Annotated in this window: 16 protein-coding genes and 1 pseudogene; 11 read left to right on the forward strand and 6 right to left on the reverse strand. The window is 73.3% G+C overall.

The window, feature by feature from the left end:
• The first annotated feature begins 21 nt into the window (after positions 1 to 21).
• A complete protein-coding gene (locus RWE79_RS20205) occupies positions 22 to 1,221 on the forward strand; it encodes an HTTM domain-containing protein (protein WP_475945958.1) in 1,200 nt (399 codons plus the stop codon).
• Entirely contained in the window at positions 1,218 to 1,967 is a 750-nt protein-coding gene (locus RWE79_RS20210) for a TrmH family RNA methyltransferase (protein ID WP_475941466.1), read from the forward strand. Before RWE79_RS20205 ends, RWE79_RS20210 begins: the two co-directional genes overlap by 4 nt.
• Here RWE79_RS20210 and paaN read toward each other — a convergent pair.
• On the reverse strand, positions 1,930 to 3,594 hold the full coding sequence (gene paaN / locus RWE79_RS20215) for a phenylacetic acid degradation protein PaaN (RefSeq protein ID WP_475941467.1): 1,665 nt from the start codon (positions 3,592 to 3,594) through the stop codon (positions 1,930 to 1,932). The two genes, RWE79_RS20210 and paaN, sit on opposite strands and share 38 nt — an antisense overlap.
• Positions 3,595 to 3,761: 167 nt before the next feature.
• Here paaN and RWE79_RS20220 point away from each other — a divergent pair, with 167 nt between their 5' ends.
• Together RWE79_RS20220 and RWE79_RS20225 are read left to right on the forward strand one after the other, a co-directional pair.
• On the forward strand, positions 3,762 to 5,279 hold the full coding sequence (locus RWE79_RS20220; protein ID WP_475941468.1) for a 3-hydroxyacyl-CoA dehydrogenase: 1,518 nt from the start codon (positions 3,762 to 3,764) through the stop codon (positions 5,277 to 5,279).
• 2 nt (positions 5,280 to 5,281) lie between these two features.
• Entirely contained in the window at positions 5,282 to 5,875 is a 594-nt protein-coding gene (locus tag RWE79_RS20225) for a TetR/AcrR family transcriptional regulator (protein WP_475941469.1), read from the forward strand.
• Positions 5,876 to 5,878: 3 nt separating this feature from the next.
• Here the strand turns inward: RWE79_RS20225 and RWE79_RS20230 are convergent, their stop codons facing one another.
• Positions 5,879 to 6,343 carry an Lrp/AsnC family transcriptional regulator gene (locus RWE79_RS20230; protein WP_475945960.1) on the reverse strand — a complete coding sequence of 155 codons (465 nt, stop codon included), beginning with the start codon at positions 6,341 to 6,343 and terminating at the stop codon, positions 5,879 to 5,881.
• A gap of 202 nt (positions 6,344 to 6,545) precedes the next feature.
• Here RWE79_RS20230 and pdhA point away from each other — a divergent pair, with 202 nt between their 5' ends.
• Genes pdhA through RWE79_RS20245 form a run of 3 tightly spaced genes read left to right on the forward strand, consistent with a single transcriptional unit; the run spans position 6,546 to position 9,993 of the window.
• Positions 6,546 to 7,646 carry a pyruvate dehydrogenase (acetyl-transferring) E1 component subunit alpha gene (gene pdhA, locus RWE79_RS20235; RefSeq protein ID WP_475941470.1) on the forward strand — a complete coding sequence of 367 codons (1,101 nt, stop codon included), beginning with the start codon at positions 6,546 to 6,548 and terminating at the stop codon, positions 7,644 to 7,646.
• Positions 7,643 to 8,686: an alpha-ketoacid dehydrogenase subunit beta gene (locus RWE79_RS20240; RefSeq protein ID WP_475941471.1), complete on the forward strand. Its 1,044-nt coding sequence runs from the start codon at positions 7,643 to 7,645 to the stop codon at positions 8,684 to 8,686. Before pdhA ends, RWE79_RS20240 begins: the two co-directional genes overlap by 4 nt.
• Positions 8,686 to 9,993 carry a dihydrolipoamide acetyltransferase family protein gene (locus RWE79_RS20245; RefSeq protein ID WP_475941472.1) on the forward strand — a complete coding sequence of 436 codons (1,308 nt, stop codon included), beginning with the start codon at positions 8,686 to 8,688 and terminating at the stop codon, positions 9,991 to 9,993. Before RWE79_RS20240 ends, RWE79_RS20245 begins: the two co-directional genes overlap by 1 nt.
• Positions 9,994 to 10,066: 73 nt before the next feature.
• Here RWE79_RS20245 and RWE79_RS20250 read toward each other — a convergent pair whose 3' ends face one another.
• The 4 genes and pseudogenes from RWE79_RS20250 to RWE79_RS20265 all read right to left on the reverse strand — a co-directional run bounded on the left by RWE79_RS20250 (position 10,067) and on the right by RWE79_RS20265 (position 14,250).
• A complete protein-coding gene (locus tag RWE79_RS20250) occupies positions 10,067 to 11,038 on the reverse strand; it encodes an NAD(P)H-quinone oxidoreductase (protein ID WP_475941473.1) in 972 nt (323 codons plus the stop codon).
• 10 nt (positions 11,039 to 11,048) lie between these two features.
• A pseudogene (locus RWE79_RS20255) lies at positions 11,049 to 12,068 on the reverse strand (potassium channel family protein).
• Positions 12,059 to 13,402: a molybdopterin molybdotransferase MoeA gene (locus RWE79_RS20260; protein ID WP_475941474.1), complete on the reverse strand. Its 1,344-nt coding sequence runs from the start codon at positions 13,400 to 13,402 to the stop codon at positions 12,059 to 12,061. The pseudogene RWE79_RS20255 and the gene RWE79_RS20260 overlap by 10 nt, the downstream one beginning before the upstream one ends.
• Positions 13,399 to 14,250: an NTP transferase domain-containing protein gene (locus RWE79_RS20265; RefSeq protein WP_475941475.1), complete on the reverse strand. Its 852-nt coding sequence runs from the start codon at positions 14,248 to 14,250 to the stop codon at positions 13,399 to 13,401. Before RWE79_RS20265 ends, RWE79_RS20260 begins: the two co-directional genes overlap by 4 nt.
• A 62-nt stretch (positions 14,251 to 14,312) precedes the next feature.
• On the opposite strand from RWE79_RS20265, the gene RWE79_RS20270 reads away from it, so the two are divergent.
• The 4 genes from RWE79_RS20270 (at position 14,313) to RWE79_RS20285 (ending at position 19,194) form a co-directional block, all read left to right on the forward strand.
• A complete protein-coding gene (locus RWE79_RS20270) occupies positions 14,313 to 14,741 on the forward strand; it encodes a hypothetical protein (RefSeq protein WP_475941476.1) in 429 nt (142 codons plus the stop codon).
• A gap of 169 nt (positions 14,742 to 14,910) precedes the next feature.
• Complete coding sequence (locus RWE79_RS20275) at positions 14,911 to 15,531, forward strand: PadR family transcriptional regulator (RefSeq protein ID WP_475941477.1); 621 nt, start codon at positions 14,911 to 14,913, stop codon at positions 15,529 to 15,531.
• A 46-nt stretch (positions 15,532 to 15,577) separates the two neighbouring features.
• Positions 15,578 to 16,363: an ABC transporter ATP-binding protein gene (locus RWE79_RS20280; protein ID WP_475941478.1), complete on the forward strand. Its 786-nt coding sequence runs from the start codon at positions 15,578 to 15,580 to the stop codon at positions 16,361 to 16,363.
• Positions 16,360 to 19,194: an FtsX-like permease family protein gene (locus tag RWE79_RS20285; RefSeq protein WP_475941479.1), complete on the forward strand. Its 2,835-nt coding sequence runs from the start codon at positions 16,360 to 16,362 to the stop codon at positions 19,192 to 19,194. Before RWE79_RS20280 ends, RWE79_RS20285 begins: the two co-directional genes overlap by 4 nt.
• Positions 19,195 to 19,272: the final 78 nt, after the last annotated feature.

The following is a 19,272-nucleotide window of genomic DNA, read 5'->3' on the forward strand; positions in this document are numbered from 1 at the left end:
GGCAGGGGGATCTCCCGGGGCATGGCGCGGCTCACCGGCACGGTCATAGGCCGCTATCAGACGGCGGTCGTCCGGATCGGTTTCTCGCTGACCTGGCTGCTGTTCCTTTTGCGCGAGTGGCCGTACCGCCAGGAGCTGTACGGGCCCGACGGTGTGTGGAGCTGGGACATGGCCCACCAGCTCATCGCCGAGAACCACGCCTTCTCGGTGCTGATGTGGACCCGCAGCCAGCTGTGGTTCGACGTGGTCTACGCGGGCGCCGTGGTCGCCGCGGCCATGCTGCTGCTCGGCTGGCGGACCCGCACCGCGTCACTGCTGTTCATGATCGGTGTGCTGTCGCTGCAGAACCGCAGTGTCTTCCTCGGCGACGGCGGCGACAACGTCATGCACCTCATGGCGATCTACCTCGTCCTCACCCGTTGCGGCCGGGTCTGGTCCCTCGACGCGCGCCGCCGGGCCAGGACCGACCAGGACCGCCCGGACCAGGACCGCCCGGCGCGGGACGCCGTCGGTGTGGTGCTGTGGGCGCTGCTGGGTGCCGCGCTGGCGCTCGTCACCGTGCTGGGGCTGCTCAGCTGGGGCTGGGCCGTCGTCTTCTGGGGATTCTGGCTCGCGCAGGCCGCCTGGTGGGCGGTGAACCGTCACGCGCCCGGCGGTGAGCCCCGCGCCGTGCTGGACATCTTCGCCAACCTCGCGCACAACGGCACCCTGCTGGTGATCATCGTCGAGGTCTGCCTGATCTACTCCACGGCCGGCTGGTACAAGATCCAGGGCAGCCGGTGGCAGGACGGCACGGCGCTGTACTACCCGCTGCACCTCGACGACTTCAGCCCGTGGCCCGGGCTGTCCCACGCCATGGCGAGCAGCGGCATCATGGTCATGGCGATCACCTACGGCACGGTGATCGTGCAGGTCGCCTTCCCGTTCACGCTGTTCAACCGCCGGGTGAAGAACGTGCTGCTGGCGGTCATGATGCTCGAACACGCGTCGATCGCGGTCGTGCTGGGCCTGCCGTTCTTCTCGCTCGCGATGATCACCGCCGACGCGGTGTTCCTGCCGACCGGCTTCCTGGTCTGGGTCGGCGACCGCGTCTCACGTCGGGTGCGCGGGCTCGGCCGCCGTACGGAGACGGAGCCGCAGTCGCGGTCGCAGTCGGAGACTCAGCCGGAGGCCGAGGCGGAGCCGTCGGGTGATCCGGCGCCGTCTAACCTCGTGGGGTGACCAGCAGCGACAATCCGGCCCGGCAGTGGCGTGAGAACGCCCCGGGGGCCGTTCTCCTCGACGGCTTCCACGCGTTGAAGCACGCGCTGCGCTTCGGCGCCGACGTACGGCTGGTGGTCGCCGCCGACAAGGCCGCGGTGCTCGCCCTGGCCGCCGAGCTGGCGGACGACCTCACCGGCGTGCTGGCCACGTCCGTGGTCGAGGTGCCGCCGGCCGTGCTGCGGGAACTGGTGCCCCGGGTGCATCCCACCGGCGTTGCCGCGCTGGCGGTCCGGCCCGGGGAGCGGCAGAACCGGGAGACCCTGGCGCGGCGTCCCCGGCAGGCGCCGGTCGTGGTCCTGGACAACCCGCGCAACCTCGGCAACGTCGGCGCCGTGGTGCGGCTGGCCGCCGGGTTCGGCGCCACGGGCGTGGTGACCACCGGTGATCTGGACCCCTGGCACTCCAATGTCGTACGGGCCGGGGCCGGGCTGCACTACGCCACCGCCGTGGAACGACTCGGCCCCGACGAGCTGCCGCCCGGGCCGCTGTACGCGCTGGACCCCGAGGGCGAGGACATCAAGACCCTCACCGTCCCCGACGACGCGCTGATCGTCTTCGGTTCGGAGCGGCACGGTATCTCGCCGGAGCTGCGCGGCCGGGCCGACCGCCTCGTCTCACTGCCCATGCGCCCCCAGGTGTCCAGTTACAACCTCGCCACCAGCGTGGCTATGACGCTGTTCCACTGGGACGCCGGACCTCGATGACCCGGAAGCGGCCGGCCACGAACGCGCCGTCGCACAGCGCCGCGTTCGCCGCCGGGTTGCCTCCGGAGCCGTGGAAGTCGGAGAAGGCGGCTGTCTGGTTGACGTAGACCCCGCCCGTCAGATTCAGCGACAGCTGTGCCGACTCGTCCAGGCAGGCCTCCTCGATGAGCCGTTCCACCTCGGGGGAGGTCGTGTAGGCGCCGACCGTCATGGCGCCCTTGTCGCGCACCGTGCGGCGCAGCAGTTCGACCGCGGCCTCGGCCGAGTCCACCGCGACCGCGAAGGACACCGGGCCGAAGCACTCGGTCATGTACGCCGCTTCGGCGTCGGGTTTGGCACCGTCGAGCTTGACGATCACCGGGGTGCGGACGGTGGCGTCGGGGAAGTCGGCGTTGGGCACGGACCGTGAGGCCAGGGCGACTTCGCCGATCGACGGGGCGGCCTCCAGACGGGCCGTCACCTCCGGGTTGACCAGGGCGCCGAGGAGGGCGTTGGCCCGGGCGTCGTCGCCCAGGAGCCCGCCGACGGCCGAGGCGAGGTCGCCGACCACCTGGTCGTAGGACTTGTGGCCGGTGTCGGTGGTGATGCCGTCCCGGGGGATCAGCAGATTCTGCGGGGTGGTGCACATCTGGCCGCTGTAGAGCGACAGGGAGAAGGCGAGGTTGGAGAGCAGGCCCCGGTAGTCGTCGGTGGATTCGATGATCACCGTGTTGACGCCGGCCTTCTCCGTGAAGACCTGTGCCTGGCGGGCGTTGGTCTCCAGCCAGTCGCCGAAGGAGGTCGAGCCGGTGTAGTCGATGATCCGGATCTCGGGGCGCAGGGCCAGTGTCGCGGCCAGGCCCTCGCCGGGCCGTTCGGCGGCCAGGGCCACCAGGTTGGGGTCGAAGCCGGTCTCGGCCAGCACCTCGCGGGCCACCCTGACGGTGAGCGCGAGCGGGAGCACGGCCCGCGGATGCGGCTTGACCAGTACGGGATTGCCGGTGGCCAGGGAGGCGAACAGGCCGGGATAGCCGTTCCAGGTCGGGAAGGTGTTGCAGCCGACGACCAGGGCGATGCCGCGCGGTGCGGCCTTGAACTCCTTGCGCAGGCTCAGGGGTTCCCGCTTGCCCTGCGGCTTGACCCACTCCGCGGTGCCCGGGGTGCGGACCTGTTCCGCGTACGCGTAGGTGACCGCTTCGAGGCCGCGGTCCTGTGCGTGGGGGCCGCCTGCCTGGAAGGCCATCATGAAGGCCTGGCCGGAGGTGTGCATGACCGCGTGCGCGAACTCGTTGGTCCGGGCGTTGATCCGGGACAGGATCTCCAGGCAGACCGCGGCCCGCATGCCGGGGCCCGCGTCCCGCCAGGCGGGCAGGGCGGCGCGCATGGCGGGGAGCAGCACATCGGGATCCGGGTGCGGGTACTCCACGCCGAGCTCGATGCCGTACGGCGACACCTCGCCGCCCGTCCAGCCGTCGGTGCCGGGCTGGTCGAGCTCGAAGCGGCCGTGCAGCAGGCCGTCGAAGGCGGCCTTGCCGGTCTCGGCGTCTCCGTACGCCTTGGGGTGTTCGGGGTACGGGGACCAGTACTCGCGAGTACGGATCGCTTCGAGGGCCTTGTCCAGGGTCTCGCGATGCCGTTCGATCAACATGTGCCAACTCCTCGTCGAGCTGGTGCGGGCGGATGGGCCGCGCGGACGGCATGGGCGGTCCGCCGGCGACACCGCTAGATTAACCGAATGTTCGGTCGGGGCAAGAGGGCCCGGCCGGGCCTGTGGACAACTCGTTCGCACCACTCTCGCCGAGGAGCAGGACGCTCATGACCGCACTTGACCTGGGCAGCACCGTCGCCGTCGTCGGCACCGGCACCATGGGGCAGGGGATCGCCCAGGTCGCACTGGCCGCAGGGCACCATGTGCGGCTCTTCGACGCCGCTCCCGGGCGGGCCGAGCAGGCCGAGCGGGCCATACTCGAACGGTTCGACCGGCTGGTGGCCAAGGGCCGGCTGGACGCCGCAGAGCGGGACGGCGCCCGCGCCCGGCTGGCCCCGGCCGACGGGCTCGGCGACCTCGCCGGCGCGGCGCTGGTGATCGAGGCGATCCTTGAGGACCTGGGGGCCAAGCAGCAGCTCTTCGGCGCCCTGGAGACCGTCGTCGCCGACGACTGCCTGCTCGCCACCAACACCTCGTCCCTGTCCGTCACCGCCGTCGCCGGCGCCCTGCGCGTACCGGGCCGGTTCCTCGGCCTGCACTTCTTCAATCCCGCGCCGCTGCTCCCGCTGGTGGAGGTGGTCTCCGGCGCCGCCACCGACGAGGCGGCCGCCGCGGCCGCGTACGCGACGGCCGCGGCCTGGGGCAAGACGCCGGTGCGCAGCACCGACACCCCGGGCTTCATCGTCAACCGTGTCGCCCGCCCGTTCTACGCGGAGGGGTTCCGCCTCCATGAGGAGGGCGCGGCCGACCCCGCCACCATCGACGCCGTGCTGCGCGAGTGCGGCGGCTTCCGGATGGGGCCGTTCGAGCTGACCGATCTGATCGGCCAGGACGTCAACGAGGCCGTGACCCGGTCGGTGTGGGAGTCCTTCTTCCACGACCCGAAGTTCACGCCCTCGCTCGCGCAGCGGCGGCTGGTGGAGTCCGGGCGGCTCGGCCGCAAGACGGGGCGGGGCTGGTACGTCCATGGGGAGGGCCAGGAGCGCCCGGCACCGCACACGGCCGCCGCCTGCGAGCCGCCGGCGGCGGTGGCGGTGCACGCCGATCTGGGACCGGCGGCGGCGTTGTGCGAGCTGATCGAGGAGGCCGGTATCAAGGTCGCGCGGGACCGGACAGCGGGGGTGGGGCAGGGGTTCGTCGCGCTGCCCGACGGCACGAGGCTGACGCTGACGGACGGCACGGTCGGCGCCACCGATCCCGGTGACGCCTCCGTCCGCTTCGATCTGGCGCTGGACTACCGCAGCGCGACCCGGATCGCCCTGGCCGCGCCGGACGGGGTGGCCGAGGGCTCGCTGCGCACCGCGATCGGCCTCTTCCAGGCGCTGGGCAAGCAGGTCAGTGTCGTCGACGACACCCCGGGCCTGATCGTCGCGCGCACCGTCGCCATGCTCGTGGACCTTGCCGTGGACGCCGTCGCCAAGGGGGTGGCCTCGCCGCAGGACGTGGACACCGCGATGAGGCTCGGCGTGAACTATCCGCTCGGCCCGGTGGAATGGGGCGACCGGCTGGGCGCGGTCTGGGTGCGCGACCTGCTGTGGAACCTCGGGAAGAGCTACCCGGCCGGACGGTACGCACCCTCGCTTCCGCTACTCCGCCGCGCAGCCTCCGGCGGGAGGCTGCTGTAATCATGACCATGGCCCAGCGCGACACGTACACCCCCGAGACCCTCCTCGCCGTCGCCGTCGAGGTGTTCATCGAGCGCGGCTACGACGGCACCTCCATGGAGCACCTGTCCCGGGCGGCCGGGATCTCCAAGTCGTCGATCTACCACCATGTGCGGGGCAAGGAGGAGCTGCTGCAGCGCGCCGTGGGCCGGGCCCTGGACGGGCTGTTCGGCATCCTGGAGGAGCCCGGCGCGCAGGGCGGACGGGCGGTGGAGCGGCTTGAGTACGTCACGCGGCGAACGGCCGAGGTGCTGATGGCGGAGCTGCCGTACGTCACGCTGCTGCTGCGCGTGCGGGGGAACACCCGGACCGAGCGATGGGCCATGGAGCGGCGCAGGGAGTTCGACCACCGGGTGACGGAGCTGCTGAGGGCCGCGGCGGCGGAGGGCGACCTGCGCGAGGACGTCGACCTGCGGCTGGCCACCCGGCTGCTCTTCGGGATGATCAACTCCATAGCCGAGTGGTACCGCCCCAAGGACGACGGCGGCGGGCTCGGTATCGACCAGGTCGCGGACGCCGTGGTGCGGCTGGCCTTCGAAGGGCTGCGCAGGGCCTGAGGCTCAGCCGAGCACCTGGTCGGTCTCCTCGAAGACCAGCAGGGTGCGGCTGCTCAGCACCTCGGGGACGGCCTGGATGCGGGTGAGGACCAGCTCGCGCAGGCTGCGGTTGTCGGGGGTGTGGACCAGCATCAGAACATCGAAGTCGCCGCTCACCAGCGCGATGTGCGCGACCCCGGGAAGCGCGAGCAGCTTCTCGCGGACGGTGCGCCAGGAGTTCTGCACGATCTTGAGAGTGATATAGGCGGAAGCGCCCTGACCTGCGCGTTCGTGGTCGACGCGGGCGGTGAAGCCCCGTATCACGCCGTCGTCGAGAAGCCGGTTGATACGGGCGTAGGCATTGGCCCGCGACACATGGACGCGTTCGGCGACGGAGCGTATGGAGGCACGTCCGTCCTCCTGGAGGTAGCGCAGGATCGCTCGGTCGATCGCGTCCAGGGGGCGCCCCCCGGGCGCGCTGTCGGCCATCTGTTCATCGGTCACGCCCCCGAGCCTCCCAACGATGGACGTACTGGCTCCATCACAAGCTGTGGAGAACCGTTTGTCCACAGGCAGAACTCACCTGTAGCCAAAATGCCTCCGACGACCGAACAATCGGTAGGGGAGCGATACCCGCTCCTCCGACCGGTAGACCCGGTCATTCGAACACGCCCACGAGGAGGTGCTCGCGATGACAGTCCTGGACCAGCCCGTCTGGCACCCCCGCACCGAGCCCGCGCCGCTGCTGCCCGACGCGGAGCCGTACCGCGTGCTCGGGACCCCGCAGGCCCGGGAGACCGACGCCGGACTACTGACCGGGCTGTACGGACAACTGGTGCGCGGACGCCGCTACAACCGGCAGGCCACCGCCCTGACCAAACAGGGCCGGCTCGCCGTCTACCCGTCCAGCACCGGCCAGGAGGCCTGCCAGATCGGCGCCGCACTCGCGCTCCGCCCGCAGGACTGGCTCTTTCCCAGTTACCGCGACACCCTCGCCGTGATCGCCCGGGGCGTCGACCCGGTCCAGACCCTCACCCTGCTCCGCGGTGACTGGCACAGCGGCTACGACTGCGCCGAGCACCACGTCGCGCCGCTCAGCACCCCGCTCGCCACCCAGCTGCCGCACGCCGTCGGACTGGCGCACGCCGCCCGGCTCAAGGGTGACGACGTGGTCGCCCTCGCCATGGTCGGCGACGGCGGCACGAGCGAGGGCGACTTCCACGAGGCCCTGAACTTCGCGGCGGTCTGGCGGGCCCCGGTCGTGTTCTTCGTACAGAACAACGGCTTCGCCATCTCCGTGCCGCTGGCCAAGCAGACCGCCGCGCCCTCCCTCGCCCACAAGGCCGTCGGCTACGGCATGCCGGGCCGGCTGGTCGACGGCAACGACGCCCTCGCGGTGCACGCGGTGCTCACCGAAGCCGTGCGGCGGGCCGCGGCGGGCGGCGGACCCACGCTGGTCGAGGCCGTCACCTACCGGATGGACGCCCACACCAACGCCGACGACGCCGGCCGCTACCGGGACGACGCCGAGGTCGAGGCATGGCGCGAACGCGACCCGATCACCCTGCTCGAAAGAGAGCTGCGGGCGCGCGGGCTCCTCGACGAGACCCTGATCAGCGCCACCGAGGCCGAAGCCGAACGGATGGCCTCGGATCTGCGCGACGGGATGAACACCGACCCGGTCCTGGACCCGATGGACCTGTTCGCCCATGTCTACGCCGAACCCACCGCCCAACTGCGGGACCAGGCCGCGATGCTGCGCGCCGAGCTGGAAGCCGAGGACCCGTCATGACCACGGTGGTGGCGACCGGCGCGAGGCCCGCCACCATGGCGCAGGCACTCAACCGCGCCCTGCGCGACGCCCTCGCCGACGACCCGTCCGTGCACCTGCTCGGCGAGGACATCGGCACCCTGGGCGGGGTCTTCCGCATCACCGACGGCCTGGCGAAGGAGTTCGGCGACAGCCGCTGCACGGACACCCCGCTGGCGGAGGCCGGCATCCTCGGCGCGGCCGTCGGCATGGCGATGTACGGCCTGAGGCCCGTCGTCGAGATGCAGTTCGACGCCTTCGCCTATCCCGCCTTCGAGCAACTGGTCAGCCATGTCTCGCGGATGCGCAACCGCACCCGCGGCAAGCTCCCGCTGCCGCTCACCATCCGCGTCCCGTACGGAGGCGGGATCGGCGGCGTCGAGCACCACAGCGACTCCTCGGAGGCGTACTACCTCCACACACCAGGGCTGCATGTCGTCACCCCGGCGACGGTCGCGGACGCCTACGGGCTGCTGCGCGCCGCCATCGCCTCCGACGACCCGGTGATCTTCCTGGAGCCCAAGCGGCTCTACTGGTCCAAGGCCGCATGGTCCGCGGACGAGCCGGACGAGGTCCCCGGAGCCGGCCGCGCGGTGGTCCGGCGCGCGGGCCGCTCCGCGACGCTCATCACCTACGGACCGTCCCTGCCGGTGTGCCTGGAAGCGGCGGAGGCGGCCGTGACGGAGGGCTGGGACCTGGAGGTGCTGGACCTGCGCAGCCTCGTTCCCTTCGACGAGGACACCGTCGCCCGGTCGGTACGGCGGACCGGGCGGGCGGTCGTCGTCCACGAGTCGGCCGGCTTCGGCGGGGCCGGGGCGGAGATCGCGGCCCGGGTGACCGAACGCTGCTTCCACCACCTGGAGGCACCGGTGCTCCGGGTCACCGGCTTCGACATCCCCTATCCGCCGCCCATGCTCGAACGGCACCATCTGCCGAGCGTCGACCGGATCCTGGACGCGGTCGGACGGCTGCAGTGGGACGAGAACGAGAACACCACCGGTACCGCCGGAGGTGGTGCGTGATGGCCGGCGTCCGTGAATTCCTCCTCCCCGACCTGGGAGAAGGGCTGACCGAGGCCGAGGTCGTGCGCTGGCTCGTGCAGGTCGGCGACGTCGTCGGCGTCGACCAGCCCGTCGTCGAGGTCGAGACGGCCAAGGCGGTGGTGGAGGTGCCCTGCCCCTACCGGGGCGTGGTGACGGCGCGTTTCGGGGAGGAGGGCGAGTTCCTCGATGTCGGGCGGCCGCTGCTCACGATCGCCACCGGCGACGCCCCCGGTGCGGGTGCCGCCGCTCCTTCGGGCGAGGCCTCCGGGGACGGCTCAGGCAATGTGCTGGTCGGCTACGGCACGGCGTCACCGGCCGCGCGACGCCGGCGGGTGCGGGTACGGGCCACGGCGCCGGACGGAGGAGGAGCGGGCGGGGCCCGTTCCAACGGCGGTCCCGTGGCGGTCATCTCGCCGCTCGTACGGCGTATCGCACGCGAGCACGGGGTGGATCTGCGGGCACTGGCCGGGAGCGGTCCCGAGGGGCTGATCCTGCGGGCCGATGTCGAGCGGGCCATCGCGCCGGCCGCGCCGCACGCCCCCGCTCCCGCCCCCGCGCCCGTGGCGGTCCACGCGGCCGCGCCGGCCGCCGACGGAAGCCGTATACCGCTGCGCGGCATGCGGGGCGCCGTCGCGGACAAGCTCGGCCGCAGCCGGCGGGAGATCCCGGACGCCACCTGCTGGGTGGACGCCGACGCCACCGAACTGCTCGCGATGCGGGCCGCGATGAACACCGGGGCGGCGTCCTCCTCGAAGGTGTCGCTGCTCGCGCTGCTGGCGAGGATCTGCGCCGCGGCCCTGGCCCGCCACCCCGAGCTCAACTCGACCGTGGACACCGGGCGGAACGAGATCGTACAACTGCCTGCGGTCCACCTGGGCTTCGCGGCGCAGACCGAACGGGGGCTGGTCGTGCCCGTGGTCCGGGACGCCCAGAACCGGACGGTCGAGGGGCTGTCGGAGGAGATCGGCCGGCTCACCGAGGCCGCCCGGGCGGGCCGGATCACCCCGGCGGAGCTGACCGGCGGGACGTTCACCCTCAACAACTACGGGGTGTTCGGGGTCGACGGATCCACGCCGATCATCAACCATCCCGAGGCGGCGATGCTGGGAGTCGGCCGTATAGCGCCGAAGCCCTGGGTGCACGAAGGGGAGTTGGCGGTGCGGCAGGTGGTGCAGCTGTCCTTCACCTTCGACCACCGGGTCTGTGACGGGGGCGTGGCCGGGGGCTTTTTGCGGTTCGTCGCGGACTGCGTGGAGCGGCCGGCGCTGCTGCTGAGGGGCGTGTAGCGGACGGACCGGTGGCGTGCCGTCGCGCCCGGCCCCGGGACCGGACCGACGGCGCACCACCACACGGGCGCTGTCACACCGTCAGCAACACCTTGCCGACGTGGTCGCTCGCCTCGACCACGCGGTGGGCCTGCGCGGCCTCGGGCATCGGGAGGGCCCGGTCCACGACCGGGCGGACGGTGCCGGCCTCCAGAAGGGGCCACACGTGTTCGCGGACGGCGGCGACGATGGCCGTCTTCTCCTCCAGGGGGCGGCCGCGCAGCGAGGTCGCGGCGACCGCGGCACGCTTGGCGAGGAGCTTGCCGAGGTTGAGCTCCGCCTTGACTCCGCCCTGGAGGCCGATGACGACCAGGCGGCCGTTGGTGGCGAGGGCGTCGACATTACGGTCGAGGTACTTGGCGCCCATGATGTCGAGGATCACGTTGGCGCCGCCGTAGGCATCGCGCACGGCGGTCAGGAAGTCGTCCTCGCGGTAGTTGACCGTCAGGTCGGCTCCCAGTTCGCGGCAGCGGGCGAGCTTGGCCTCGGAGCCGGCGGTGACGGCGACCCGGGCGCCGACGGCCTTGGCGAGCTGGATGGCCATGGTGCCGATGCCGCTGGATCCGCCGTGCACCAGCAGCGTCTCGCCGGGGCGCAGATGGGCCAGCATGAAGACATTGGACCAGACGGTGCAGACGACCTCGGGCAGGGCGGCCGCCGTCACCAGGCCGACGCCCCCGGGGACGGGGAGCAGCTGGCCGACGGGGACGGCGACGCGCTGCGCGTAGCCGCCGCCCGTGAGCAGGGCGCAGACCTCGTCGCCGACGGCCCAGCCGGTCACACCCGGGCCCAGCGCCGCCACCCGCCCCGAGCACTCCAGGCCGGGGTAGGGCGAGGCGCCGGGCGGCGGGTCGTAGAAGCCCTGGCGCTGGAGCAGGTCGGCGCGGTTGACGGCGGTCGCGGCGACGTCGACGAGGACCTCGCCCTCGGCGGCCACCGGGTCGGGGACCTCGGCCCACACGAGTGCTTCGGGGCCGCCGGGCTGGGGGATGGTGATCGCATGCATGGCACCGACGCTATGCGCTCGCGCGGCGGATCGCGATGACGCGGTCCGTGAGCTGCAGCGGTGCCGCCTCGGGGTGGTCGTGGTCGAGCAGCCGGTGGCCGCGCTTGACCGACACCACCAGGTCCCCCAGGTCGCGCGGGGCGCGGCCGGCCTCGGCCTTGGTGACGGGACGTTCCGAGGTCCAGGCCGGAGCCGTAGGTGATCAGGTCCTCCATCACCTCGCCCGCGCTGGGGCTGAGCATCGACATGCCCAGGATGCGGCCGGCCGCGCTGGAGCTGGTGACGACGGAGTCGGCGCCGGACTGGCGCAGCAGGGGGGCGTTCTCCTCCTCGCGTACGGAGGCGACGACACCGTGGCGTGCTTGTTGAGCTGGCGGGCGGTCAGGGCCACCAGCACGGCGGTGTCGTCGCGCTGGGTGGCGATGACGATGTCCTTGGCGCGCTGTGTCTCGGCCCGGAGCAGGACGTCGTTGCGGGTCGCGTCGCCCGTCACGCCCGCGAAGCCGGCGGTGACGGCGGCCTCGACGGCCTTGGGGTCGGGGTCGACGACCACGATCTGCGTGGCCCTGATGCCGTGGGCGAGCAGGGTCCGCGCGGCGGAGCGCCCCTTCGTGCCGTATCCGATGATGACGACGTGGTCGCGCACGGTGGTCCTCCAGCGCTGCTGCCGGTACTGCTCGCGGGTGTGTTCGGTGAGCGCTTCGAGGGTGGTGCCGACCGCGATGATCAGGAAGAGCACCCGCAGCGGCGTCACGAGCAGCACATTGCTGAGCCGGGCGCCGGAGCTGTACGGGACGATGTCGCCGTAGCCGGTGGTGGAGAGGGTGACGGTGGCGTAGTAGACGCTGTCGAGCAGCGAGACGGAGCCGTCCGCGTTGTCGTGGTAGCCGTCCCGGTCGGCGTAGACGATCAGGACGGTCGCGACCAGGCAGAGCAGGGCGTAGGCCAGCCGGCGCGCGACCTGGCGGCCCGGCGGTCCGGCGGCGCGCCGGGGAAGCCGCACCTGCGCGGAGTGGAGGCTCAACGCCAGGCCCCCCAGGCGGTGTCGAGCACGGCGGTGCGGGCGCCCCGCGCGGCGCCGCCGGGCGGGACGACGGCCATGCCGTCGGCGGCGGCGATGCCGCGCAGCATGGCGGGGCCGTTGAAGTGCAGGGCGGTGACGCGCGACTCCTCGTCGAAGATCACCGGGACGAGGCGGGTGTCCGTCGGGTGGCCGGGGACGGCGCCGGTGAGCCGGGCGGCGTACGGGACGGTGCCGGGGCGGCCGCCGAGGACGGTGAGCAGCGGCGCGGCCAGGGTCAGGACGCCGGAGACGGCGGCGAGGGGGTTGCCGGGCAGGCCCACCAGGTGCCGGCCGGCGGGCAGTTCGGCGAGCAGCATGGGGTGGCCGGGGCGTACGGCGACACCGTCGACCAGCAGCCTGGCGCCGATGCGTCGCAGCACGGGGTGGACGAAGTCGACGGGGCCGCCGGCGGTGCCGCCGGTGGTGACGATCACGTCGGCGGTGGAGCCGGTGATGGCGTCGTACAGGACGTCGGCGTCGTCGACCAGGCGGCGGGGCGCGCCCACTTCGGCGCCGAGCGAGCGCAGCCAGGCCGGCAGCAGCGGGCCGAGCGCGTCCCGTACGCGACCGCCGTGCGGCAGGCCACGGTCCAGCAACTCGTCGCCCAGGACGAGGATGTCGACCCGGGGCCGGGCGGTCACCGCCAGCAGGTCGTAGCCGGCGGCGGCCGCCAGCCCGAGGACGGCGGGGGTGATCCGGGCGCCGGTGGCGAGGAGTTCGTCGCCGGCGCGGCATTCCTGGCCGCGCGGGCGTACGTCCTGGCCGGGCTGCGGGGTGCCCCGGCCCCGGTCGGCGTGCAGGATCCCGCCCGCGTCGCCGCCGGCCGTCGGGTCCCCGGCGCCGCTGTGCGGGACCGTACGGCCGTGTTCGTGCCGCAGTACGGCGGTGGCGCCGGGCGGCAGGGCGGCGCCGGTCGCGATGCCGACCGCGTGGCCGTCCGGCAGGGGGTCGCCCGGCCGCTGGCCGGCCAGCAGCCGGCCGGTGAGGCGCCACGGTCCGGGGCCGGCCACCGCCCAGCCGTCCATGGCCGAGGTGTCGAAGGACGGCAGGTCGGTCAGCGCGGTCAGGGGCTCGGCCAGGGCGTGCCCGAGTGCGTCGGCGAGCGGCAGGGTGGTGCGGGCGAGGGGTGATGCGGCGCCGCGGGCGATCCGGCGGGCCTCGGGCCAGGGGGTGGCGGCGGGGTGCTTCGGGGGTGCGGCCGGCGGCTGCTTGCCGTTGGCGACGGCCAGCGCTTCGTCCAGCGCGCGAAGTTCGTCCAGCGCCCGCAGTTCGGCCTCGTCCGCGCCCTGGGTGCCGTTCATCCGGCCGGGTTCTCCTTGGCCCAGCGGTCGGCCAGTGCGACGGCCTTGCGAGTGGCCTCGGCCACCGCCTCCGGGCCGCCGCCGGCCTGGGCTGCCGCGTAGCCGACCAGGAAGGTGGTCAGCGGGGCCGCGGGGCGGGCGACGCCGTGCGCGGCGTCGCGGGCCAGGTCGAGCAGGAGGGAGATGTCGACGTCGAGTTCGATCCCGAGGTCGGCCTTGGCAGCGTTGATCCATTCGTCCAGCACATGACCATGCTCCCTGATGCGCGCCCGTGCTGTGGAGAGGTCTTCCCAGGTGTCGCAGTCGAAGGACGTGTCGCCGGTCGGGTCCGGGAGCCGGTGCAGGGCCAGTTCGTGGGTCAGCAGCCGCAGCGGCAGCCCGGCGACGGTCCCGTGCTCGGTGGCGATCAGGGCCAGTTCGCGGCGCAGCGCTTCGGTGCGGTAGGCGGCGGCGAGCGGCTGGTCCCGGCCGCCGGGGTCGGTGAGGACGACGCCCTCGCGGCCGGGGCCGGCGGTGAGGGCGCCGAGCAGCGCGGCGGCCGTCGTACGGGTCAGGAAGGGCAGGTCGGCGGCGAACAGCAGCAGGTGCTCGGCGGTGACCTGGCGCAGTCCGGCCGCCAGTGCCGCGAGCGGGCCGCCGCCGGGCGGGTCCTCGCGTGCCCAGGTCACCGGTCGCGCGGTGGCCCGGCGCGGGCCCACCACGACCGTGGTCCCGGCGCCGGAGCAGGCGTCCAGGACGCGGTCGACCAGGGCCCGGCCCGCCACGGACAGGCCCGGCTTGTCGGCCCCGTCCAGGCGCCGGGCGGCGCCGCCGGCGAGGACGACGGCGTCGTACGTTGCGCGCTTCATGCCGTGAGTGTGCCTGGCGCCGCCGTGGGGCGGGAACGCCGGGGGTGTGTGAGGCTGCCGCCATGAACTGGTGCATACCGGTCTATGTCGTACGCGGGGCCGTGGCGGGGCTGGCCGTGGCGGCGGTGCTGGCCGCCGGGCCGTGGAGCAGGGCCCAGGGCACCACGCGCGCCGCCTTCCCGGCCGCCGTTCCGCCGGGCGTGGCCCGGGCCCTCGTGCCCGGTGGCCCGGGCGGGACTGCGGGGAGCCGGGCCGGGGTGGGGCGGCGTCATCCGGGCCGGGGCTGGGACGGCACGGTGCCGGTGCTGGTCACGCCCGGGGTGTCGGTTCCGGTGCTGGTCACCCCGGACGCCGGAGCGGCCGTCGGCGGGCGGGCGGAGACGGCGTCGGGCAGCGAGGCGGTGCTTGAGGTGCTGCCGATGGGGCTGGGGCTCACCCTGATGGGCGCGGGGCTGGGGTACATCGGCTGGCGGCTGAGGTGCGGCGCCTGAGGTGCGGCGCCTGAGGTGCGGCGCCTGAGGTGCGGCGCCTGAGCGGCAGCCGCTGAGTCGGCGGCTGAGTCGCGGCGGCTGAGTCGCGACGGCCGCGCCGCTCCGCCGCGCGCCCGCCTCGGCCTGCGGTGCTTGCCGATGCCTTGCATACTCGGTATACATACGCGGTATGTCGATCCGTCACGGGCTGCTGGCCCTCCTAGACCGAGGTCCGCGCTACGGCTATCAGCTGCGGACCGAGTTCGAGTCGCGCACCGGCGCGACCTGGCCGCTGAACGTCGGGCAGGTCTACACCACGCTGGGCCGGCTGGAGCGGGACGGCCTGGTGGTGCCGGCCGGAGAGGACGACGGCGGCCACGCGCTCTACGCGATCACCGACGAGGGCCGTGGCGAGCTGCGGGAGTGGTTCGCGAGGCCGGTGGACCGCAAGAGCCCGCCGCGCGACGAGCTGGCGATCAAGCTGGCGATGGCGGTGGGGTCGCCGGGGGTGGACATCCGGGCGGTGATCCAGGCGCAGCGGCTGCACACCATCCGGGCGATGCAGGACTACACGCGGCTGAAGGCCCAGGCCGTCGAGTCGGGGCCGGCCACCCGCGACGAGGTCGCGTGGCTGCTGGTCCTGGAGCAGCTGATCTTCTCCGCCGAGGCGGAGGCCCGTTGGCTGGACCACTGCGAGGCGCGGCTCGTACGGCTCGCCGAGTCGCTCGGCGACGCCACCGGGCCCACCGCCTCCGCCCCCGCCCCCGCCACCGCCCGTACCGCCAAGACCAGCCGCCAGGCACGCCGGTGACACCGGCCGCCCAGGTGGCAAGCACACTTCTGTAGGGGGAAAGACCATGCACGAGGCCACACAAGAGGCCAGGCACGAGGCCGGCCCGGTTCTGCGGCTGGAGGAGCTGACCCGGGTGCACGGCACCGGGGCCACCGAGGTGCACGCGCTGCGGGGGATCGATCTGGATGTGTTCCCCGGCGAGCTGGTGGCCGTCATGGGCCCGTCCGGCTCGGGCAAGTCGACGCTGCTCACCATCGCCGGGGGGCTGGACATGCCCACGTCCGGCAGGGTCCTGGTCGAGGGCACCGACATCACCACCGCGTCCCGCAGGCAACTGGCCGCGCTGCGCCGCCGCAGCATCGGCTACGTCTTCCAGGACTACAACCTGATACCCGCGCTCACCGCCGCCGAGAACGTGGCGCTCCCCCGTGAGCTGGACGGAGTCCCGGCCCGCCGGGCCCGGCGTGAGGCGATCGCGGCGCTGGAGGAGATGGATCTGGTCCATCTCGCCGACCGTTTCCCGGACGAGATGTCGGGCGGCCAGCAGCAGCGGGTGGCCATCGCCCGGGCGCTGGTCGGGGACCGCCGGCTGGTGCTGGCGGACGAGCCGACCGGGGCGCTGGACTCCGAGACCGGGGAGTCGGTGCTCGCCCTGCTGCGGGCGCGGTGCGACGCGGGGGCGGCCGGGGTGCTGGTCACCCATGAGCCGAGGTTCGCGGCGTGGGCGGACCGGGTGGTGTTCCTCCGGGACGGCTCGGTGACCGACATGACGCTGCGCTCCGAGGTGGAGACGCTTCTGCCCGGCGGGGTCGGCGGGGTCGGCGGAGCCGGCGGGGTGGCCACGAAGTGAACAAGCTCTTCCACTCCTGGCGGGCGGCGATCCGTATCGCCCGCCGCGACGCCTGGCGCTTCAAGGGCCGCAGTGCCCTGGTCCTCAGCATGATCGCGCTGCCGATCGTCGGGGTGAGCGCCCTCGACATCACCGTCCGCAGTTCGGAGCTGTCCAAGGAGCAGCAGCTGACCCGGGACATCGGTGCCGCCGATGCCCGCCTGGAGGGCACCGGCAACGGCAACACGCCGATCTACCAGGGCCTGAGCGACCACGGTTACACCCAGGTCGACGAGGACGACCCCTATCTGTCCGAGCCCACCGACGTCAGCCGGGCCTTCCCGGCCGGGGCCCGGATGGTCAGCGACACGACCGGCTCGGCCAAGTCCCTCACCGAACACGGCCTGCTGGATGTCGACGTACGCGAGCTGAAGGCCACCGACCCCATGACGGCCGGGGTCCTCTCGCTCACCCGCGGGCACTTCCCGGCGAAGACGGACGAACTGGCCGCGAGCACCGAGTTCCTCAAGCAGAGCGGGCTGAAGGTCGGCTCCAGGGTCTCCTTCCGGGACTTCGACCGGGCCTACACCGTCAGCGGGGCCTACGAACTCCCCGACGAGCTCGACGCCCTGCAGCTCAACGCCCTTCCCGGGGCGTTCCTCAAGCCCTACGGCAAGGCCCTGACAGCCAAGGGCCTGTCGGTGCCGGACAATGCCACGGACTATCTCGTCGACCTCAAGGGCGGCGGCGGTTTCACGTGGAACATGGTGAAGCAGGCGAACGCCAAGGGCGTCTACGTCGATTCGCGCGCCGTCACGCTCGACCCGCCCGCCGAGGCCGACGTGCCGCTGTTCACCAAGTTCCCGTCCTGGGCGCCCAGCTCCGGATCGGACCTCGCCGAGAACACCGAGGCCCTCACCGCCGCGGCGACCGTCGGCGGACTGGCCATGCTGGAGATCTGCCTGCTGGCCGGGCCCGCCTTCGCGGTGGGCGCCCGCCGCTCACGCCGGCAGCTCGGCCTGGTCGGCGCCAACGGCGGCGACCGGCGGCACATCCGGGCGATCGTGCTGGCCGGCGGCGGCGTCATCGGCGCCGTGGCGGCGGTCAGCGGCACCGTGCTCGGCTTCGGCCTGACCGTGCTGTTGCGGCCTGTCCTGGAGGACTATGCGGACAAGCGCTTCGGCGGTATCGAACTGCGCCCGCTGGAACTGCTCGGTATCGCGGCGCTGGCCCTGGTCACCGGGCTCGCGGCGGCGATCGTGCCGGCCGTGGTCGCCTCCCGGCAGAGCGTGCTGGCCTCCCTCACCGGACGGCGCGGGGTGCGCCGGGCCAACCGGGTGCTGCCGGTCCTCGGTCTGGCCGCGGTGTGCCTGGGCTCCGGCATCGTCGTCTTCGGCGCCGCCCAGAGCGACAACGTGGCCGTGGTGGGCGGCGGTTCGGCCATCGCCGAGCTGGGTGTGGTCGCGCTGACCCCGACCCTGGTCGGCCTGTTCGGACGGCTGGGCCGCTGGCTGCCGCTGTCGCCCCGGCTCGCCCTGCGCGACGCCGTACGCAACCGGGGCCGTACGGCGCCCGCCGTCGCCGCGGTGCTCGCCGCCGTCGCCGGTACGGTCGCCATCGCGACGTACACCGCCAGCGCGGACCGGGCCGGCAGTGACGCCTACACCGCCTACCTGCCGCACGGCTCGGCCAGCCTGACCGTGGACACCGCGGGCAGCCGGGACCTGACCTCGGTCAGGTCCGCGGTGCGCAGGGACTTCCCCACCACGGCCACCGCGGACATCAGCCGGATCGTCGTCGGTGAGCGCACCTGCGACACCTGGTCCAGCGACAAGGGCTGCGGTACCAGCCAGCTGATCACACCGGTGCAGAACCGGTGCGCGCTGTACGACGACCGCGCCGACGGGCTGTCCGCGGCGCAGCGACGCAAGTGGAGCAAGGACTGGCGCTGCGTCTCCGACGACCAGCCGGTGGCCGTCGACACCAATGACGGGATCCTGGTCGGCGGCGCGGGCGTCCTCACCGGTCTGGGCATCAACGACACGGCCGCGGGGAAGGCGCTCGACCAGGGCAAGGCCGTGGTCTTCGACAAGCGGCAGGTCGGCAAGGACGGCAGGATCACGCTCGCGCTGATCCAGAACTACGCCACCAGCGACAGCGACACCGCCGCCAAGTCCCCGCACCGGACGTTCGCCGCCTACCAGCCCGGCGCCGGGACCAACAGCTACGGCGTCACCGCAGTGCTGTCGCCGGCCGCCGCGAAGGCCGCCGGGCTGCGCACCGTTCCGCTGGGGCTGCTGATCAGCAACGGACGGCTGCCCACCAGCGAGGAGCGGCAGGCCCTGGACGGCGCGCTGGACAAGCTGGGTGTGCAGGCCGACATCCGGGTCGAGGAGGGCTACGTCAGCAAGAACAACCTGGTCATGCTGGCTCTGGCGATCTTCGCCGGCCTGATCACCGTCGGCGCGGCCGGCATCGCCACCGGGCTCGCCCAGGCCGACGCCGAAGCCGATCTGCGGACCCTGGCCGCCGTCGGCGCCGCCCCGCGGGTCCGCCGTACGCTGTCCGGCTTCCAGTGCGGCGTGGTGGCCGTCATGGGAGTCCTGCTCGGCTCGGCGGCCGGTGTGCTGCCCGCCGTGGGGCTCCTCAAGGCCGAGGAACGGCAGGAGTGGAAGTCCTACCGCGAGGCCCTCTCCCAGGGCTGGGGCTCGGCGTCCGTGCCCCATGTGCCGATCGTGGTCCCCTGGACCACGCTGGCCGCCCTGGTCGTGGCCGTCCCGCTGGGCGCCGCGCTGCTCGCCGCGCTCGTCACCCGCTCGCGGGCCGGGATGGCCCGGCGCACGGCGGGATAGCGCCCGCCGCAGCCCCGGCCCCCACCGGAGGCCCGGCTGCCCGCCGGAGGCCGGGCCCCCGGTGGGGCCGGGTCTCCG

The sequence above is a fragment of the Streptomyces sp. RLA131 genome, assembly GCF_056270125.1.